This window comes from Acidobacteriota bacterium (assembly GCA_009861545.1).
Classification (GTDB): Bacteria; Acidobacteriota; Vicinamibacteria; order Vicinamibacterales; family UBA8438; genus WTFV01.
Map to the genome: position 1 here is coordinate 1 of VXME01000160.1, position 16,145 is coordinate 16,145.

Below are 16,145 nucleotides of genomic sequence, written 5' to 3' on the forward strand. Positions count from 1 at the left end.
GAATCACCGCCGGCTGTCCGTTGCGGGAACCCTCGCCCCGCTTGAGCGACTCCCCCACCCGCACGTCCGCGATGTCCCGTACCCGGATCGGACGGGTGTCGCGCGTCGCGATCACCGTGGCGCCGATGCTCTCTGCGTCGTGTGCGCGGCCGGCCCCCTGGATGAGATACTCCTGACCGCCGGCGCGGCGGAACCCGGCCGACGTATTGCGGCTGCCGCGCTCCAGGGCAACCTCCACCGCGCTCAGGGGCACGCCGTAGGCCGCGAGCCGCTCCGGCCGAACCAGCACCTCGAACTGCCGCCGCTCGCCGCCGATCACCGTCACCTGCGCGACGCCCGGCGTCGCCAGCACCCGCCGGCGGACCAGCGTCTCCGCCGTCGTGCGCAGCTCCAGCGAGGTATGGGCGGGCGACTGCAGGGCGACGAACATGATCTCGCCCATGATCGACGACAGCGGGGCCATCATCGGCGCGGCGATGTCGTCGGGCAACGTCGCCGCAACCCTGGCCAGTCTCTCGCTCACCGTCTGCCGCGCAAGCCGCACGTCGGCGCTCCAGTCGAAGTCGACCCAGATGACCGCGATGCCGACGGCGGTCGACGAGCGCACCCGCCGCACTCCCGCCGCGCCGTTCAGGGCCGCCTCGACGGGAAAGGTGACCAGCGCCTCCATGTCGGTCGGCGCCATCCCGTGCCCCTCGACCAGCACCGTCACGGTCGGGGCGGTGAGGTCGGGCAGCACGTCGACCGGCATCCGCACCGCCACGTAGCCGCCCCAGGCGAGAAACGCCGCGGCGGAGGCGAGCACCGCCAGCCGGTTGCGCAACGACCACCGGATGAGCGCGTCGAGGAACATGGGTCTCTCCCATCACTCGTCCGTCGTCGACCCCGCCTCCGTCCCGACGTGCACGACGTCCTCAGCGCGTCGCGGCGAACCCGACGATCGGCGGCTGCGCCAGGAAGTCGTCCCAGAACGGATTGCCGCGCTCGGACGGCTGCAACTGCAGGTCGACCCAACGGAACTCGCTGAATCCGGTCGCGCGAAAGGCGTTCTCGTACGTCTCGCGCGTGAGATAGAAGTTCTCGAGATCGAACCGCCGGCCGTCGGGGTTGGTGATGGTCCACTGCACGACGTCCCCCTCGGACGGCGGTTGCGCGCAGGTCCTCAGCAGGCCGTACTTCTCCAACGAGCCGGTTCCCGGAGGAGGATTCCGCGCGTTGTCGTTGAGACCCACGAACCTCCCCCCGGGACGCAGCGCGTCATGACAGGACTGACAGAACCGCCCGAGCTCCTCGGCAGTCCGCGAGTAGCCCAGGGAGTAGACGGCCACGATCACGTCCACCGGTTCCGGCGGCCGGAACGCGGCGACTTCCGACTGCCGATACGCGCAGCCCAGCGGATCGCGTTTCTCCAGCTCCTCGGCCCGGCGCACCATCTCCGCGGAGACGTCCACGCCCGTCGCCTCCTTTGCCCCGGCCCGCTTGAGCAGGCGCGTGTAGTACCCGTCGCCGCAGGCCATGTCCAGAGCCTTCGCGCCGGTGACGTCTCCCAGCATCTCCACCAGGGTGTACCTCTCGATGGCGTCCCGGAACGGGAGCCGCATGGACTCCTGGTAGGCGTCGGCGATGGCTTCGTATTTCTCGATCTGATCCACAGCGTTTCCTCCCGGCTTCCGCCTGAATACTGCCTGCACGAAGCTCCTTGCAGTTGTCTTCGCGTATGCAGAATATTCCAAGCGGCCCAGGCTTCAGTGCGTATGCCCGTGCGCCGGACCCTGCGGCGACAACGCCGCCAGGCGAATGAGCGGGGCCCCCTGCACGACCACGCGCTCGCCCGGCGCGACGTCGCCGGCGATCTGCACTTGCCCCGCCTCGCGGTTGCCCAGCCGTACCGGACGGCGTTCGAAGCTCTCGCCCCCAACCTGCACGAAGACCACCGGCTGCCCGGCGTCGTCGACGACGGCGCTCTCCGGTACGGTCACCGCGTCGGTTGCGGCGGACGCGAAAATGCGCAGCGACACGGCCTGCCCCACGGCCAGCCGTCGGTCGGGATCGCGCAGCTCGTAGATGATCGGTACGGTTCGCGCCTCGGGCTCCAGGACGCGTCCGACCGAGACCAGCCGGTCGAGCGCGATGGGAGCGCCGAAGCCCGGCACCTCCAGCTCGGCCCCCGCCAGCTCGTCGATTCGCGCCAGGGCCGCCTCGGGCAAGGCGCCTTCCACGTGCACCCGATCGAGCGCGATCAGCCGGAACAGCCGCGCCCCCGCGTCGACGCTGGCTCCGGGTGTAGCGTCCGACGCGGCCACCACGCCGCTGATTGGCGCGCGGAGTACGAAACGGGTGTCGCGTCCACCCTCCCCCTCGCCGGTCCGCGTCAGGTCGAGCTGGGCCAGGTGCGCCTCGGCCGCGGCCAACCGCGCTTCGGCCGTCTGCTCGGCCACCCGCGCCTCCAGCCGCCGCCGCTCGGGCAGGGCCCCCGCCACCACCAGCCTGTCCGCCCGGGAGCGCTCCGCCCGCTCCAGCTCGAGCGCGTTGCGCGCCTCGGCCACGGCCAGCTCCAGTGCCGGGCGATCCTCCCCGTGCCCGCTGTGGGGAATGATCTCCGCCAGCGACTCGCCGCGGGTTACGTGGGATCCGACCGGATGCGCCGGCAGGTCGTCCGCCAGCCGGCCCGCGACCGGTGTCGTCACGTCGGCGCGGCCGCCGGTGCGCGGCTCGATCTCGGCGGCAATCACCAGGCTCTCGGCGATCTGCCGCGTCCCGGCCTCCGCCGTCGCGAAATCGAGTGTCCACTGCTGTTCCTTCAGGAACGTAATCGAGCTGTCGTCCTCCTCCTCGACCGCGGAGAGGGCCGCGCCCGCGGCGGGCGCAAGCACCGTGACCTCGCCCAGATCGTGGCGGTCCGCCAGCCCCGGCGCATCGAGGACCACCGAAAGACGGTAGCGCCCGGCGCGCGACGGCGCGACGTCGATCCCGAAGATGCCCGGGCGTCCCGGGGCATCCACCGTGAAGGCCTCCTCCCGCCCTCCGGCCAGGCGGACCTCGGCACGGCCCGCCCGCAGGGGCTCGAACGTCGAGAGATCGGTGAAGTGGATGGCGAAGCGGCTCGTCTCGCCCTCGACCAGCGGGGGATATTCCATGAACAGCTCGCTCCGCCCGGTCCAGCGCGTCTCGACCACCGGAGGAATCTCCTCCGCGTCGACCACCTCGATGGCGCCGGCTCCGCCGCCGCACGCAAGTGCGAGACAGGCCGTCAACGCCCAGCCGCCGCCGATCAACGTTCGGCTCATGATGCTCATGGCGCCGCCTCCCCTCCCATCGCCAGGTCGAGATCGATGGCGGCCCGGCGCGCGGCAGCGGACAGCTCCAGGAGCCGGAGCCCCGCGCCGACCACCACCCGACGCGCGTCGAGCAGCTCGAGAATCCCGTACTCGCCTTCCTCGTAGGCCGCCGTGGCGATCACGGCCAACTCCGCCGCGGGCTCGACCGACGCGACGCGGTAGCGGTCGGCCAGCGCGCGGTACCGCGAGGCGGCAACGTGCGCCGCGCGCACCTCGCTCCGAATCCGGGCGCGCAGCGCCCGCCGCTCGGCATCCGTTCTCGCCCGCGCCGCCTCGGCCCGCGCCACCTGCGCCTGCCCGCGATTGAAGAACGGGACCCCGACGGTCGCCGCCACCACGTAGCCCGATTCGCGGCCCCGCGCCGGGCCGCTCCACTTCAGCCCGGCGGTGACGGCCGCCGACGGCAGCCGCAACCGCTCGGCGGCGCGGCGTTCGGTCGCCCAACGCGTCTCCCGCGAGGCCAGCGCCCGGTAGTCAGCCCGCTGCGCCAGCGCCGACGCCACCAGCGCGGCCGGGTCCGGAACGGGCGCCGTATCCAGCAACCCGCCCACTGCCGAGAGCCCGCTCGGATCGGTCCCCGGCTCCAGATACGCCGCCAATCGCGCCTGCGCCGTCAGGCGCCCGATGACCGCCGCTTCGAGGTCGGTCTCGACGTCGGCCACCTCCCGCTCGGTGCGCAGCCGGTCGAAGCGGGAGCCCTCGCCCTCCCGCTCGCGTGCGCGCAGCACTTCCACCAGGCGGGCGAGCTCCCGCAGTCCGCCCTCCAGCACCGCCACCCGTTCCTGGGCCAGCAGGAGGTCCGTGAAGGCCAGGCGCAACCGCGACTCGAACGCCAGCCGGGAGGCGTCGGCGCGCGCCTTGGCGCCCGCCCCGGTATGCCCGGCCGCCTCGCGGAGCAATCCCACGCGGCCCCGCACCGGCAACTCGTGGGAGAACAGGAGGAAATCGTCGCTGGCGAGACCGATGTCCTCCCGCGTGTAGCCAACCGTCGGATTGGCGAGCAGGCCCCGCTCCCGCGCCTCGGCCTCGGCCTCGCGCACGGCAAGGCGCAGCGCCAGCAGATAGGGATGCCCGGCGCGCATCCGGTCGAGCGCCTCCTCCTCGGTCAGCGGCTGACCGGACGCCGCGGGAGCCGTCACCCCCAGGATCCCCGCCAGAAGCAGTGATCGCGAGATGCATCGCCGACCGAATGCAGCGCGAGTTGTGCCACGGCCTCCTGAACGCATGCGTTGCCCTCTCCTGATCCGTCCGCAAGAACGGTGGACGGCCTCCTTCGATCACGAAACGTCCACTCGCGGGCAGCGGTAGCCACACCCGCGGCGGACGGAGCGTCAGAAGCGGAGGGGAGGAGCGCGTGCGGCGAGGAGTATCAGAGGCGGGGGGTCGGGACCGGCGTCCGCTGCGACTCGGGCACGCAGGTCCCCGGGGCCGGCAGGGACGGCTGACGCCGGCGCATCGACCACCGCGCGGGGTGCATCAAGCCCCGCCGACGCAGTCTCGACGGCCGCCGCCGACAGCGCGACCGCGGCGTGCCGGTGCGACGCGGCGCCGGTCGCTAACGCGCCGCCGGTGCGAGAAGCGGGGCTGCCGCCCAGGTGCCAGTGCGCACCCTCGGCGTGATGGTGCGCGCAATGCTCGTCGGCGCGCCCTGCGTGCGACGCACCGTGGTGGGCGCCGTGCGCGTGTACGTGCAGGAAGGGTGCGGTCGCACCGGACGACACCAGCGCCACGACGAGCAGCAGGCGGGCGATGCAGTGAAGCATCACTCCTATCCTTACGGCCGCTTCGGGCGCTGTCAACCCCCGGATGCGAAGCGGAGCGCGAGCGTATCGCAACGGCGGGACCACGGCCGCGTCCGTTGCCCCACGCGCACCTGGGCGGTAGGATGGCGGACAGGCTCACCGATGTCCGACAAGGCCCGTCCCGGCGCGCCGCGGTGGATCGCTTTGCACTCGTACAACGTCCGCATCTGCCATTGGATCAACGTTGTGGCCGGCGCCTATCTGCTGCTGAGCGGCATCCACATCTTCCTGGACTTCCCGGAGCTGTACTGGGGCCATACCGGTTACCAGGGCTACCCGGCAATCTTCCGGCTCGCGGACTGGGGCATCTCCTGGGACGAGGCCGGCGCGCTGGGGAACCGGATGTGGGGGCGGAACTACCATTTCACGTTCGCCTGGGTGTTTCTCCTGAACGGTCTCGTCTACGCCGGATGGAGCCTCGCGACCGGCCACTTTCGCGACCGCCTGCTGCCCCGCCGCGATGAGCTCACGGCCCGCCACCTGCGCGCCGAGCTGCGCGATCATCTGCCCGGACGGGGGCAGGCGCGGGCCGCGGCCACCCGCTACGGGGTCCTGCAGAAGCTCTCCTATCTCCTGCTGCTCCTGCTCTTCGTACCGCTGATGACCCTGACCGGGCTGGCGCAGTCGCCCGGCTTCACTGCGGCGATGCCGTGGCTGCTCGACCTGTTCGGCGGGCGGCAGTCGGCGCGTACGCTCCACAGCATCGGCACCGTCGTGTTCGTCGTCTTCGTATTCGTGCACGTGCTGGAGGTTCTGGCGGCCGGTGCAGCCAACCGGATCCGCTCGATGATCACCGGCAAGTTCCTGTCAACGGGAGAGGGGCCATGAGTATGCCGACTTCCGAAGCACCGCGAATCGTCGGTCCCCCCGGTCCGCGACCGATCTCGCGCCGCCGCCTCCTGGCGAGCGTTCCGGCCCTGGGAGGGCTGCTGGCCGGATGTACGCGAGAGCGATACATGCCGCCGAACGTCCGGGGAGGCCTGATCGGCGCGGCCGACGTGCTGACCATGAGCACGAACCGACTGCTGCTCAGGGACCAGCCGCTGGCGCGGGAGTACGGGCCGGACGACATCGCCCCGGAGTTTCCCACCTGGGGCCAGACCAATCCCGACGACGACGAGTACCAACGGCTGCGGCGGGACGGCTTCCGGGACTGGCGCCTGCCGGTGAGCGGCCTCGTGGAACGGCCGGCGTCGCTGTCGCTCGACGATATTCGGCGTCTGCCGTCGCGCACGCAGATCACCGCCCACGTGTGCGAGCAGGGCTGGTCGGCGATCGCCGAATGGACCGGCGCCCCGCTGCTGCGGGTACTCGAGGCGGCCGGCGGCGTGCGGGCCGAGGCGCGCTACGCGGTCTTCCACACCTTCGACGGCTGGTACGAGAGCATCGACATGTTCGACGTCGTGCACCCGCAGACGATCCTCGCCTACGGCCTCAACGGCGAAGACCTGCCGCTGGGCAACGGTGCGCCGGTTCGGCTGCGGGTCGAGCGGCAGTGCGGCTACAAGAACGTGAAGTTCCTGAAGACGCTCCAGGTAGTCGACTCGATCGCCGGGTTCGGCCGGGGCCGCGGCGGACTGAGCGCGGACTACGGGTTCCACTGGTACGCCGGCGTCTGAAGGCCGGATCCGCGGCGCCACGGATCCGGCGCGTTGCGGCGCGGGCGCCGCCATCGATCCGGAGTTGACAGACGGCGCGCGCCCCCGTAGCGTGAAAGGCGCCCTTGGTGAGGGAAACGCATGCGAATTGCGCCGATGGCCTGCGTTGCGATGGTCGCCGTGCTGCTCGCCGCGCCGGCGGTCGCGGAGCAGCAGCCCGCATCCGTCGACGAGGCGACAATCGACACCCGCATTCCTACGGTCTCTCTCGATCGGATCAAGCGTCGCATGGCGGCCCTCCCCGCCGACGACGGGCGACTGCTGCTGCGTCTGACCGCGCGCGTCGACGTCTACGCCCGCGCCCAGGCCGTCGAGGTTCTCCAGGGGTTCAACGTGGAAAGCTGGACCTCGCTCCTCGGCGGGCGCACGGGGGGCGCGATCGCGTACGGCTCGCCTACCCACAACGAGACGGTCAACGCCATGACGCCGGAGTTCTGGCGACAGCGGGCCTCCAGCCTCGCCGGGATCGGCGTCGGTTGGTAGCCCCACCCCAACACGGATAGCTGAACTGCCGGTAGACTAGGCGCAGCAATGCCCGACATCGAGCGGCGTCCAGGCCGCCGAGCCGGACCGAGCATGCGCCTGATCGCGCATGCCGCGACGCGAATGCGTCGGCGCTCGGTCGCGGTTGCCCTGACCGGCGCGAGCCTCCTCGCTCCGGCGGTGCCGGCGGCGGCGCAAACGCCCGGCCCGATCATCGTGGTGCCGTTCGCGAACGTGAGCCGGCAACCGGCCGACGACTGGATCGGCGCCGGTCTCGCCGAAACCATCGCAGCCGATCTGCGGAACGCGGGGCTCAGCGTGGTCGGGCACGGCACGGTCGACGCCGCCGATGCCCCCGCAAGGTACGGAAACGGAAACGGAAACGGAAACGGCTGGTTCGACGGCACTGCGCTCGACACCTACCACCGGCGCGGTGTCGCCTGGCTCGTCGACGGAACACTTCAGCGAGTGGGAGAACGGTTGCGGATCACGACCCGCCTCGTGGATGTCGCTACCGGCGCGACCGCGTTCGGCACCCGCGTCGACGGCGACTTCGGCGACCTGTTCGACATCCAGGACGAGCTGGGTGCGGCGCTCGCCGGGCACCTGTCGACCGACTCGAGAACGGCGGCCGGCAGGGCGCCGGCGGCAGGTGTGGCCCCGCCGGCATCCACCCCGCGACCCGAGAGCGTCGCGTCCGCGGCGCCGGCCCGCATCGTTCCGGCCGAGCCCGAACGGAACGTGACCGGTGCGCTCGCGTTCGGCGAAGCGGGGGCCGGCGCGCCGCCAGCCCGCCCCCAAGGCAGGCGTCCGGGCCGAGGCGGCGGATTCACTCCAACGCCCAGAACCCGCCCGACGGTCGTCATCGGGCGCACGAGCAACCCGCCGGACATCGACGGCCGCCTGGACGATTCGGTCTGGGAGACCGCCACCCACATCACGGACTTCATCCAGATCGCGCCCATCGAGGGCGCGCCCGGCACCGAGGAGACCGAGGTGTGGATGGCGTACGACAACGACCATCTCTACTTCGCCTTCTATGCCCATTACACGCGGCCGGAGGTGATGCGCATCAACCGGGCCGACCGCGAGGAGATCCGCGGGGACGACCGGATGTCCGTGCTTTTCGACCCTTTTCTCGATCAGCAGCGCGCCTACCAGTTCGAAGTGAACGGCTACGGCGTGCAGTCCGACTCGCTCGTCAACGCGGACGGCAGCACCGGCTTCTCGCGATCGAGCGGCAGCTCGTCGGCCTCACGGGGCGGCAGCGGACCGCGGCGGAGCGGCGGCAGCGGCATGAGCCAGTCCGGACAGTTCGGCATCCGCGGCGACCAGTCCTGGGACGCCCTCTTCGACACCGCCGGGCAGGTCGTCGACGACGGCTGGACGGCCGAGATGCGCATCCCCTTCAAGAGCCTCCGCTACCCGTCGCGCGCCGGCGGCGAGGATCACCGCTGGGGCTTCCAGATCACGCGCGTCATCCGGGACAAGTCGGAGGCGCAGTCGTGGTCGCCGATCTCGCGCGGCGTCGCGGGTCAGCTCACGCAGTTCGGGGTGCTCGAGGGCCTGTCGGACATGTCCCGGAGCCGCAACCTGGAGTTCCTCCCCGAGCTGACCGGGTTCCGCCTCGGTTCGCTCGACAGGGACACCGGCGTCTTCGATCGCGGCGACCCGGGCGGCGAGCCGGGGCTCGGCGTCAAGTACGGCATCACGCCCAACCTGACTGCCGACATCACCTTCAACCCCGACTTCTCGCAGATCGAGTCGGACCGGCCGCAGATCGAGACCAACCAGCGCTTCCAGCTCTTCTATCCGGAGCAGCGCCCGTTCTTCCTGGAGGGACAGGAGATCTTCCAGACGGCGACGCCGCTGACCCTCGTCCATACCCGCACGATCGCCGACCCCGACTTCGGCGGGAAGCTGACCGGCAAGGTGGGCCGGACGACGCTGGGCGTGGTCGTCGCCGACGACGTGGCGGCGGGCCGGCTCGTCGACGATACGCACCCCGAGTACGGCGGCACCGCGCAGACCGTCCTCGGACGCGCCCGCTACGACTTCTACGCCGAGTCGTACCTCGGCGCCATCATGACCGACCGCGAGTTCGGCAACGACCACAACCGGGTGGCCGGCGTGGACGGGCGTTTCCGCCTCGGGCGAACGCACCGCATCAGCTTCCTGGCCGCGGGATCCGAGACGCGGGACGCCGACCTCGGCGCGCTCTCCGGAGCGGCGGTCGAGGCGGACTTCTCGAAGCAGGGACGCAATCTCAGCTACAACGTCGCCTACAGCAGCATCGATCCGGGCTTCCACACCAACACCGGCTTCCTGCCGCGGGTCGATCTGCAGCAGACCAGCGGCACCGTGTCGTACCGCTGGTGGCCCGAATCGAACCTGATGACGTGGGGCCCGTCGGCCACCTACCTGCGCCTCTACGACCACGCCGGCGTGCTGCAGGACGAGCAGCTCCAGGGCATGGCGAGCTTCTCGTTCCGCAACAACATGGCCATCACCGGCATGGTCAACCGGGATCTGGAGCGCTACGGGGCAATCGACTTCCGCAAGACCGGCTACGGCTTCTTCGGCGTCATGAGCGCGCGGATCCTCTCGATCTACGGCGGCTACAACTGGGGCGACGGCATCCTCTACGCGGACGACCCATACCTGGGCCGCTCGACCATCGGCAACGTGAACTTCCGCTTCCAGCCCACCTCGCGGCTGCGCACGGAGTTCAACATGGTCTCGAGCGACTTCGTGAATCCGATCGGCGGCGAAGGCATCTTCCACGTCAAGATCTTCCGCAGCCGCAACACCTACCAGTTCACCGACCGGCTGCTCGTGCGCCACATCGCCGAGCACAACACGCAGTCCGTGACGGTGGGCAACAACATCCTCTTCACCTACCGCATCAACGCCGGCACGGTCGTCTTCCTCGGCTACGATGACCGCTTCCAGCGCGGCACCGAAATCGACAGCCTGCTGTTCCCGTTCAACTCGCTGCAGCGGACGAACCGGGCGTTCTTCGGGAAGCTGTCCTACCTGTTCCGCTACTGAGCGCATCCCTGCGCGCCCCTTCCGGCGAGAGCGGCGGCAGGCCCGTCGACGCGGCGGCGTCGTTCGGGTCATGATGGTAGGGGACCGGCGAGATCTTCCGCCGTAACCAGGAGCACACCATCCGCGAACAACTGGATTTCCGCGTAGAGGGCCTCGACTGCAACGAGGAAGCGACCCTGCTGCGCGACGCGCTCGGGGACCGCGACGGCGTTCACGGCGTCTCGTTCCACGTCGTCGACGCCCGCATGACCGTCGACGCCGACACGGACGTGTTCGGCCCCGAGCGGGTCGCCGAGGCGGTGTCCCGGCTGGGAATGCGAGCCGAACCGTGGGACGCGGCGCCGCGGGCCGAGTCGTGGTGGGATGCTCACGGCCGCCACGCGCTGGTGGCGACAAGCGGACTGGCGCTCGTCGGCGGGCTCGTCCTGCACATCGCGGTGGCCGGCGGGAGCGTGCTGGAGACCCTGCTCGCGCACGCGCACGGGGCGCACGGCATAGACAGTTCCGTCCTCCTGCTGCTGCTGGTCGGTATCGTCGCGGGACTCTTCCACGCCACGCCGAAGGCGGTGGCGTCTCTCGTGCGCCTGCGGCCGGATATGAACGCGCTGGTGCTGGTCTCGGTCGTCGGCGCCCTGTTCCTGTCCGAGTGGGCCGAGGCGGCGGTACTGGCCTTCCTGTATGGGCTGTCGGGACTACTAGAGAACTGGAGCGCGCGGCGGGCGCGCAACGCCATCGGCTCGCTGCTGCGCATCACGCCGGCGACGGCGGCGGTGGTGCACGGCGACCACGAGCACCGGACGCCGGTGGACCGCGTGGCGGTGGGCGCGCACGTGCGGGTGCGACCGGGGGAACGGGTTCCGTGCGACGGGGTGGTGACCGACGGCAGCTCCTACGTCGACCAGGCGCTGGTCACCGGCGAATCCATACCCGCCTGGAAGACGGCCGGCGACGAGGTGTTCGCGGGCACGGTGAACGGCCACGGGGTGCTCGATCTGCGCACCACGCGGACCGCATCGGACACGATGCTGGCCCGCATCACCCGCATGGTCGGCGAGAGCCATCACCACCGGGCGCCGACCGAGCGCTTCATCGATCAGTTCGCCCGCTACTACACGCCGCTGATGTTCGCGGTAGCGTTCGCCGTGGGGGCGGCTCCCCCGCTGCTGCTCGGCGGCGACTGGCAGCACTGGTTCTACCAGGCGATGCTCATCCTGCTGATCTCGTGCCCCTGCGGCCTGGTGATCTCGACGCCGGTGACGATCGCCGCGGCCATCACGTCGGCCACGCGGCACGGCGTGCTGATCAAGGGCGGCTCGCACCTCGAGGAACTGGGACGGCTGCGGGCGGTCGCCTTCGACAAGACCGGGATCATCACGCGCGGCGAGCCGGACGTGCGCGAACTGCGGCCCGCGAACGGCCGCTCGGAGGACGAGGTACTGTCCCGCCTGCTGGCCATCGAGCTGCGTAGCGAGCATCCGCTGTCGCGCGCCATCATCCGTCATGCGCGCAAGCGCGGGGTCGAGCCGGCCAAGCTGACCGACTTCGCGGCCGTCGAGGGGCGCGGCGCCGAGGCGGTAATCGACGGCAAGCGGTTCTGGGTGGGAAGCACGCGTTTCGCCCGCGAGCAGACCGCCCTCGAATCGTTCGAGCCGGAGCTCGCGCAGATGCAGCGGGCCGACGAGACCGTCGTCGTCTGCGGCGCCGGCGAGGATGTCTGGGCGCTCGTCGCGCTGGCGGACCCGGTGCGCCCGGAAGCGCCGTCCAGCGTGGAGCAGATCCACCGCCAGGACCTCCGGACCGCCCTGCTCACCGGCGACAACGCGGCGACGGCCCGCAGCGTCGGCGCCCGCGTTCACGTGGCGGACGTGCGCGCCGAGCTGCTGCCCGACGGCAAGGCGGACGCCATCCGGAAGCTCATGAAGCGCCACGGACCGACCGCGATGGTGGGCGACGGAATCAACGACAGCCAGGCGCTGCTGGCCGCCTCGGTCGGCATCGCGATGGGCGGCAACGCCACCGACGTAGCGGCCGAGTCGGCCGATGTCGTGCTGATGCAGGACGACCTGCAGAAGCTCCCCTTCCTGGTAAGCCACGCCCGCCGGGCTCGGCGGGTGATCATCGAGAACATCACGTTCGCCCTCGGCGCTAAGGCGCTCTTCCTCGCCTTCATGGCCTTCGGCGCCGCGACCCTCTGGATGGCGGTGGCCGCCGACATGGGCGCGTCGCTGCTGGTCACGTTCAACGGCCTGCGGATGCTGCGATCGGGCGCGGTCGGCGGCCGGGCATCGCCGGAACCGGCGCTGGCGGGAGCCGGGCAGGAAGCGTAGGCGGCGAGATGGGTCGTCTGTCGCACCCCCGGCGACCCTCCACCGTGGGGCGCGTATGGATCCAGAGAACACCGCTCAATCCATCCGGCGGGCGCTCTCGCCGACATCGCGGTGTGTAGTTCCTGCGGTCTATTGCCCAAGCAGATTCCTGTAGGGGTAGCGCTCCGCGAGGACTTCCTGAAATCTGCGAAACGCCGGAACACCTTCGAGCGGCCTGTAGTCCGTAATGTAGGCAGCAACGCTGACGCGGCGCTTCGCTATCGAGCGCTTGAAGTTCCTGCCGCGGCGCCCGGCCGGCAACCCGGCGGCATGCAAGAGAAGCTCGTCCAGGCGCTCCTTGGGATTCGCGATGTTCTCGATCTCGGCGATCGCCGGAGCAATCACCTCGGCAGCCGGTGAGCCGGCTGCCTTCGCCACCGCCGCTCCGTCGAAGAGAATCCAGGCCTCCGACATCTGAACCGGTACGACAGGCACCACGTCTGCCCGGGTGACGCCATCGAACTCTGCCAGGCGATTCTCCAGCGTGAGGTTCTCCGCGTCCCGATGCACGAAGACGACCATTGCGCCGGAGTCATAGGTGCGAAGGAAGTCCTCGACACCTCCGCGTCGCTTCCGGAACTCGGGTTCCAGTATTTCGACGGCGGGATCCAGGCGGTGTATCGCCCACTGGATGACCGGGACGAGCATCAGGTCGGTTCCGCCATCGGCCACTATGGACCAGGTCAACTGTCGGCTCACTTGGCCGATCCGAACTGGAGCCTCAATTGATCGAACTCCGCATTGACCGGCGAGCCTCCGATGAAGTCGACGACCGCCTGCCGGTCAATCGGTTGTGTGGTCGATTCCGTTCCGTCCGGCTGGTGCGTCCTCCACGCACCCGTGATGGGTCGGAACGTGCTGATTGGCCCGTCCTGCTTCGTGAGCGCCCGCTCGACGAATACGAGCTCGTCGAAGGAGAGCTGTCGCGCCACCTCGGGAGAATGGGTGTTGAGAACGACCTGCCGCAAGGGATTGTCAGGGCCGACCGCATCGCCAACGTCGACCGCGTAGTCCCGCAACAACTCGGCCAAGTTGGGCACCCGCGAGGGATGGATGCCGTTCTCGGGCTCCTCTATGCACAGGACCGCGCGATCCTGAACGTCCACCAACATCAGGACCAGGGCTATGTACCGCAGCGTGCCGTCCGAGAGAGAACGGCCGTACAGCCAGTTGTCCACGCCGGGAACCCGGGCGCGCAGAGCGAGCTGGTCTCGAATGTCATCGGCGTAGACTCCCACTTCGGCGATGTCCGAGTTGAGCTGGCGGAGGCGAAAGAGGATCTCGCCCTCCGCCGCCGGATCCCTCCCCACCAGCGCATGGAGCGTGGCCGGTATGTGGCCGCCCGACGCGGACACGTGGGTCGGCGCCGACCGGGTATCGGGGGTGCGCATCGCACTCGGTTCGAGGTGGAGTATGCGCCAGGATGACATCTCCCGCTTCGCGGCCAGGACGGTCGGGTAGTCGTAGGTGTTCGTGCCGCCGACTACTGTCAGCGGAGACCTGCCCACCGGCGAGGGTCTCCCCCGGCTCCCACCGTCGCCGTGGAGCTGAATCCTGTCTTCCCTGGTCGAGATCAGCGGCCCGCCGCGCCGCCCCCCCAGAGCGACCGACTTCCTGAAGTCCTTCGACGAGTCGAACCCGATGAACTTCCTGTAGTCCTCCAGCTTCGCGTGGGTCAGACTCTCGTGCTCTACCAGCAGGCGATCCGATTCCGGCTGATATCGCAGCCGGATCCTGTACGTGAGGAGCGTCGTGCTCGGTTTAGCGACTTGGCCGAAATCGTCCTCCACCTCCGGCGGCACCACCATGTCTGCGCACAATTCGATCCTGCGGCTGGGATCCCGGCCGAACACCAGGTCGAGGGGCGAGTAGCCGCCGTCGCTCGTGCGCCGCACCTCGGTGGCCGCGTCAGCGATGTCCCGCTCGGTCAGTGCGCCGAGGAAGTGGATCGCGTCGAACAGGTTGCTCTTGCCGACGCCGTTGTGGCCGATGAAGCAGGTGAACGGCCCGAAGCGGACGTGCGCTTCCCGGATGCTCTTGAAGTTCTTGACGGACAGGCTGACGAGCATCGGTGGACGTTCGGTCGCGAGAATCCGGAAACCGATACAGCCTGTGCCGGGCGAGCGGCGGTCAGGCCGCCCGGCCGGCCAGGGCCCTGGCGGTCGATGCGTGTCATGTTGACACACGAATCGGATGCACGCCAACACGCCGGCCGGCAGCAAATGCGGAGGCGTCAGCGACCCGCGACCTCCGGTGTTGCGCCACGCGAACCGGTCGATCTAGAGTCCAGTGCACTTCGGCTCCCGCGCTCCGGGTGCACCGCACACACCACAGTTGACAAAAGATGATGCCCGGCTCCGGGCCGCGCGGGCGGCGAGCGGGCAGCCAGGAGGCAGCATGGACAGCAAGGCATCGGCGGTCTGGAAGGGCGACCTGAAGGGTGGCAGCGGCACGATCTCGGCCAACAGCGGCGTCCTGTCCGACGCCGCGTTCACGTTCGCGACACGGTTCGAGGGCAGCCCGGGGACGAACCCTGAGGAGCTCGTGGCAGCCGCGCACGCCGGCTGCTTCTCGATGGCGCTGTCGAACGAGCTCGCGAAGGGCGGCAACACGCCGGACCACGTGAGCACCACCGCGACGGTGACGATGGAGCCCGTCGAGGGCGGGGTCGCGGTCACGAAGATCCACCTCGAGTGCTCGGCCAGGGTGCCCGGCATCAGCCAGGCCGCCTTCGACGAGACGGCGAACGGCGCGAAGACCGGCTGCCCGATCTCGAAGCTGATGAACGCGGAGATCTCGCTGAACGCCGTCCTGGAGTCCTAGGAGTCTGCGCCGTAGTCGAGCGCGGCCGGTCCGACCCTCCGCGGGACGCTGCGGTGGCGTTCGGGCCCGGCCGGCCCGGCCCCGCGTGAAATCGGCGGCCGGTCGGCCCGGGCCGCGTATACTGTCTCGTCATGCGCATGCGTAGCGCGGTTGCGCGGATCGTGAGGGCCGCCGGGTTGGCGTCGGCGCTCGCGCTGACCGCCGTAGCGGGGTCGGCCGCCGCTCCCTCGTCGTCCGACGCGCAGCCGGCCCAGGAGTCACTGTACCGATGCGCGGCCGGGGAACCGGTAGCGGTGGCGACGCTCGGGCTCGACCTGTGCGACGCGGAGCCGACGACGCTGCTGGCCCGGCGCGCCGAGCCGGACAATCTGCAGACCCGGGAGGGAGCGCTGGTCGTCGAGGTCGAGGACGACGGTATCGCGGCCGTCGCGGGCGTGCAGCCGGGGGACGTGATCTATCGCGTCGCGGGCGTCGACGTAGCCGGGGCCGAAGACGCCGGGGCCGGCCTGGCGAGCGTCGGCACGGACAGCGACACCCAGATCAACTTCCTGCGGCGGGGCCGCCCCTACCGAATCAAGCTGCGGCGCTGACGCGGTCACGCGTTCGTCACGACTTGTCGCTAAA

14 protein-coding genes are annotated in these 16,145 nt (G+C 70.3%); 7 read left to right on the top strand and 7 right to left on the bottom strand.

The features are described 5' to 3' along the window. The 5 genes from F4X11_24675 to F4X11_24695 form a co-directional block, all read right to left on the bottom strand. On the bottom strand, window positions 1-853 hold an 853-nt coding region (locus F4X11_24675), incomplete at its 3' end, for an efflux RND transporter permease subunit (GenBank protein ID MYN68172.1). A 61-nt stretch (window positions 854-914) separates the two neighbouring features. Continuing rightward, a complete protein-coding gene (locus tag F4X11_24680) occupies window positions 915-1,652 on the bottom strand; it encodes a class I SAM-dependent methyltransferase (GenBank protein MYN68173.1) in 738 nt (245 codons plus the stop codon). A gap of 93 nt (window positions 1,653-1,745) precedes the next feature. Next, entirely contained in the window at window positions 1,746-3,296 is a 1,551-nt protein-coding gene (locus F4X11_24685; GenBank protein MYN68174.1) for an efflux RND transporter periplasmic adaptor subunit, read from the bottom strand. Continuing rightward, the gene (locus F4X11_24690) at window positions 3,293-4,564 is read right to left on the bottom strand and encodes a TolC family protein (GenBank protein MYN68175.1); all 1,272 of its coding nucleotides are present in this window, start codon (window positions 4,562-4,564) and stop codon (window positions 3,293-3,295) included. Before F4X11_24690 ends, F4X11_24685 begins: the two co-directional genes overlap by 4 nt. 105 nt (window positions 4,565-4,669) lie before the next feature. Beyond that, window positions 4,670-5,101 (bottom strand): hypothetical protein, encoded by a 432-nt coding sequence (locus tag F4X11_24695; GenBank protein MYN68176.1) that lies wholly within the window; start codon window positions 5,099-5,101, stop codon window positions 4,670-4,672. A gap of 141 nt (window positions 5,102-5,242) precedes the next feature. Here F4X11_24695 and F4X11_24700 point away from each other — a divergent pair, with 141 nt between their 5' ends. The 5 genes from F4X11_24700 (at window position 5,243) to F4X11_24720 (ending at window position 12,659) form a co-directional block, all read left to right on the top strand. Further along, window positions 5,243-5,968, top strand: coding sequence for a cytochrome B (locus F4X11_24700; protein ID MYN68177.1), 726 nt, complete (start codon window positions 5,243-5,245; stop codon window positions 5,966-5,968). A gap of 2 nt (window positions 5,969-5,970) precedes the next feature. After that, the gene (locus tag F4X11_24705) at window positions 5,971-6,759 is read left to right on the top strand and encodes a molybdopterin-dependent oxidoreductase (protein MYN68178.1); all 789 of its coding nucleotides are present in this window, start codon (window positions 5,971-5,973) and stop codon (window positions 6,757-6,759) included. Window positions 6,760-6,879: 120 nt separating this feature from the next. After that, complete coding sequence (locus tag F4X11_24710) at window positions 6,880-7,281, top strand: hypothetical protein (GenBank protein MYN68179.1); 402 nt, start codon at window positions 6,880-6,882, stop codon at window positions 7,279-7,281. A gap of 48 nt (window positions 7,282-7,329) precedes the next feature. Then, on the top strand, window positions 7,330-10,332 hold the full coding sequence (locus tag F4X11_24715; protein MYN68180.1) for a hypothetical protein: 3,003 nt from the start codon (window positions 7,330-7,332) through the stop codon (window positions 10,330-10,332). A 245-nt stretch (window positions 10,333-10,577) separates the two neighbouring features. Continuing rightward, the gene (locus F4X11_24720; GenBank protein ID MYN68181.1) at window positions 10,578-12,659 is read left to right on the top strand and encodes a heavy metal translocating P-type ATPase; all 2,082 of its coding nucleotides are present in this window, start codon (window positions 10,578-10,580) and stop codon (window positions 12,657-12,659) included. Window positions 12,660-12,788: 129 nt separating this feature from the next. Here F4X11_24720 and F4X11_24725 read toward each other — a convergent pair whose 3' ends face one another. Both F4X11_24725 and F4X11_24730 read right to left on the bottom strand, forming a co-directional pair. Then, window positions 12,789-13,397, bottom strand: a complete 609-nt coding sequence (locus tag F4X11_24725) for a hypothetical protein (GenBank protein MYN68182.1) — start codon at window positions 13,395-13,397, stop codon at window positions 12,789-12,791. Continuing rightward, entirely contained in the window at window positions 13,394-14,767 is a 1,374-nt protein-coding gene (locus tag F4X11_24730; GenBank protein MYN68183.1) for an AAA family ATPase, read from the bottom strand. The genes F4X11_24725 and F4X11_24730 overlap by 4 nt, the downstream gene beginning before the upstream one ends. Before the next feature lie 328 nt (window positions 14,768-15,095). Between F4X11_24730 and F4X11_24735 the strand changes: the two genes are divergently transcribed. Together F4X11_24735 and F4X11_24740 are read left to right on the top strand one after the other, a co-directional pair. Further along, on the top strand, window positions 15,096-15,521 hold the full coding sequence (locus tag F4X11_24735) for an OsmC family protein (protein MYN68184.1): 426 nt from the start codon (window positions 15,096-15,098) through the stop codon (window positions 15,519-15,521). A 131-nt stretch (window positions 15,522-15,652) separates the two neighbouring features. Then, complete coding sequence (locus F4X11_24740) at window positions 15,653-16,111, top strand: PDZ domain-containing protein (protein MYN68185.1); 459 nt, start codon at window positions 15,653-15,655, stop codon at window positions 16,109-16,111. The last annotated feature ends 34 nt before the right edge of the window (window positions 16,112-16,145 follow it).

Bases quoted from the DNA above. Each gene is read 5' to 3' on its own strand.
- F4X11_24690 (MYN68175.1), bottom strand. From the start codon at position 4,564: ATGCGTTCAGGAGGCCGTGGCACAACTCGCGCTGCATTCGGTCGGCGA.
- F4X11_24695 (MYN68176.1), bottom strand. From the start codon at position 5,101: ATGCTTCACTGCATCGCCCGCCTGCTGCTCGTCGTGGCGCTGGTGTCG.
- F4X11_24735 (MYN68184.1), top strand. From the start codon at position 15,096: ATGGACAGCAAGGCATCGGCGGTCTGGAAGGGCGACCTGAAGGGTGGC.
- F4X11_24710 (MYN68179.1), top strand. From the start codon at position 6,880: ATGCGAATTGCGCCGATGGCCTGCGTTGCGATGGTCGCCGTGCTGCTC.
- F4X11_24740 (MYN68185.1), top strand. From the start codon at position 15,653: ATGCGCATGCGTAGCGCGGTTGCGCGGATCGTGAGGGCCGCCGGGTTG.
- F4X11_24720 (MYN68181.1), top strand. From the start codon at position 10,578: ATGACCGTCGACGCCGACACGGACGTGTTCGGCCCCGAGCGGGTCGCC.
- F4X11_24705 (MYN68178.1), top strand. From the start codon at position 5,971: ATGCCGACTTCCGAAGCACCGCGAATCGTCGGTCCCCCCGGTCCGCGA.
- F4X11_24730 (MYN68183.1), bottom strand. From the start codon at position 14,767: ATGCTCGTCAGCCTGTCCGTCAAGAACTTCAAGAGCATCCGGGAAGCG.
- F4X11_24700 (MYN68177.1), top strand. From the start codon at position 5,243: ATGTCCGACAAGGCCCGTCCCGGCGCGCCGCGGTGGATCGCTTTGCAC.
- F4X11_24685 (MYN68174.1), bottom strand. From the start codon at position 3,296: ATGAGCATCATGAGCCGAACGTTGATCGGCGGCGGCTGGGCGTTGACG.
- F4X11_24715 (MYN68180.1), top strand. From the start codon at position 7,330: ATGCCCGACATCGAGCGGCGTCCAGGCCGCCGAGCCGGACCGAGCATG.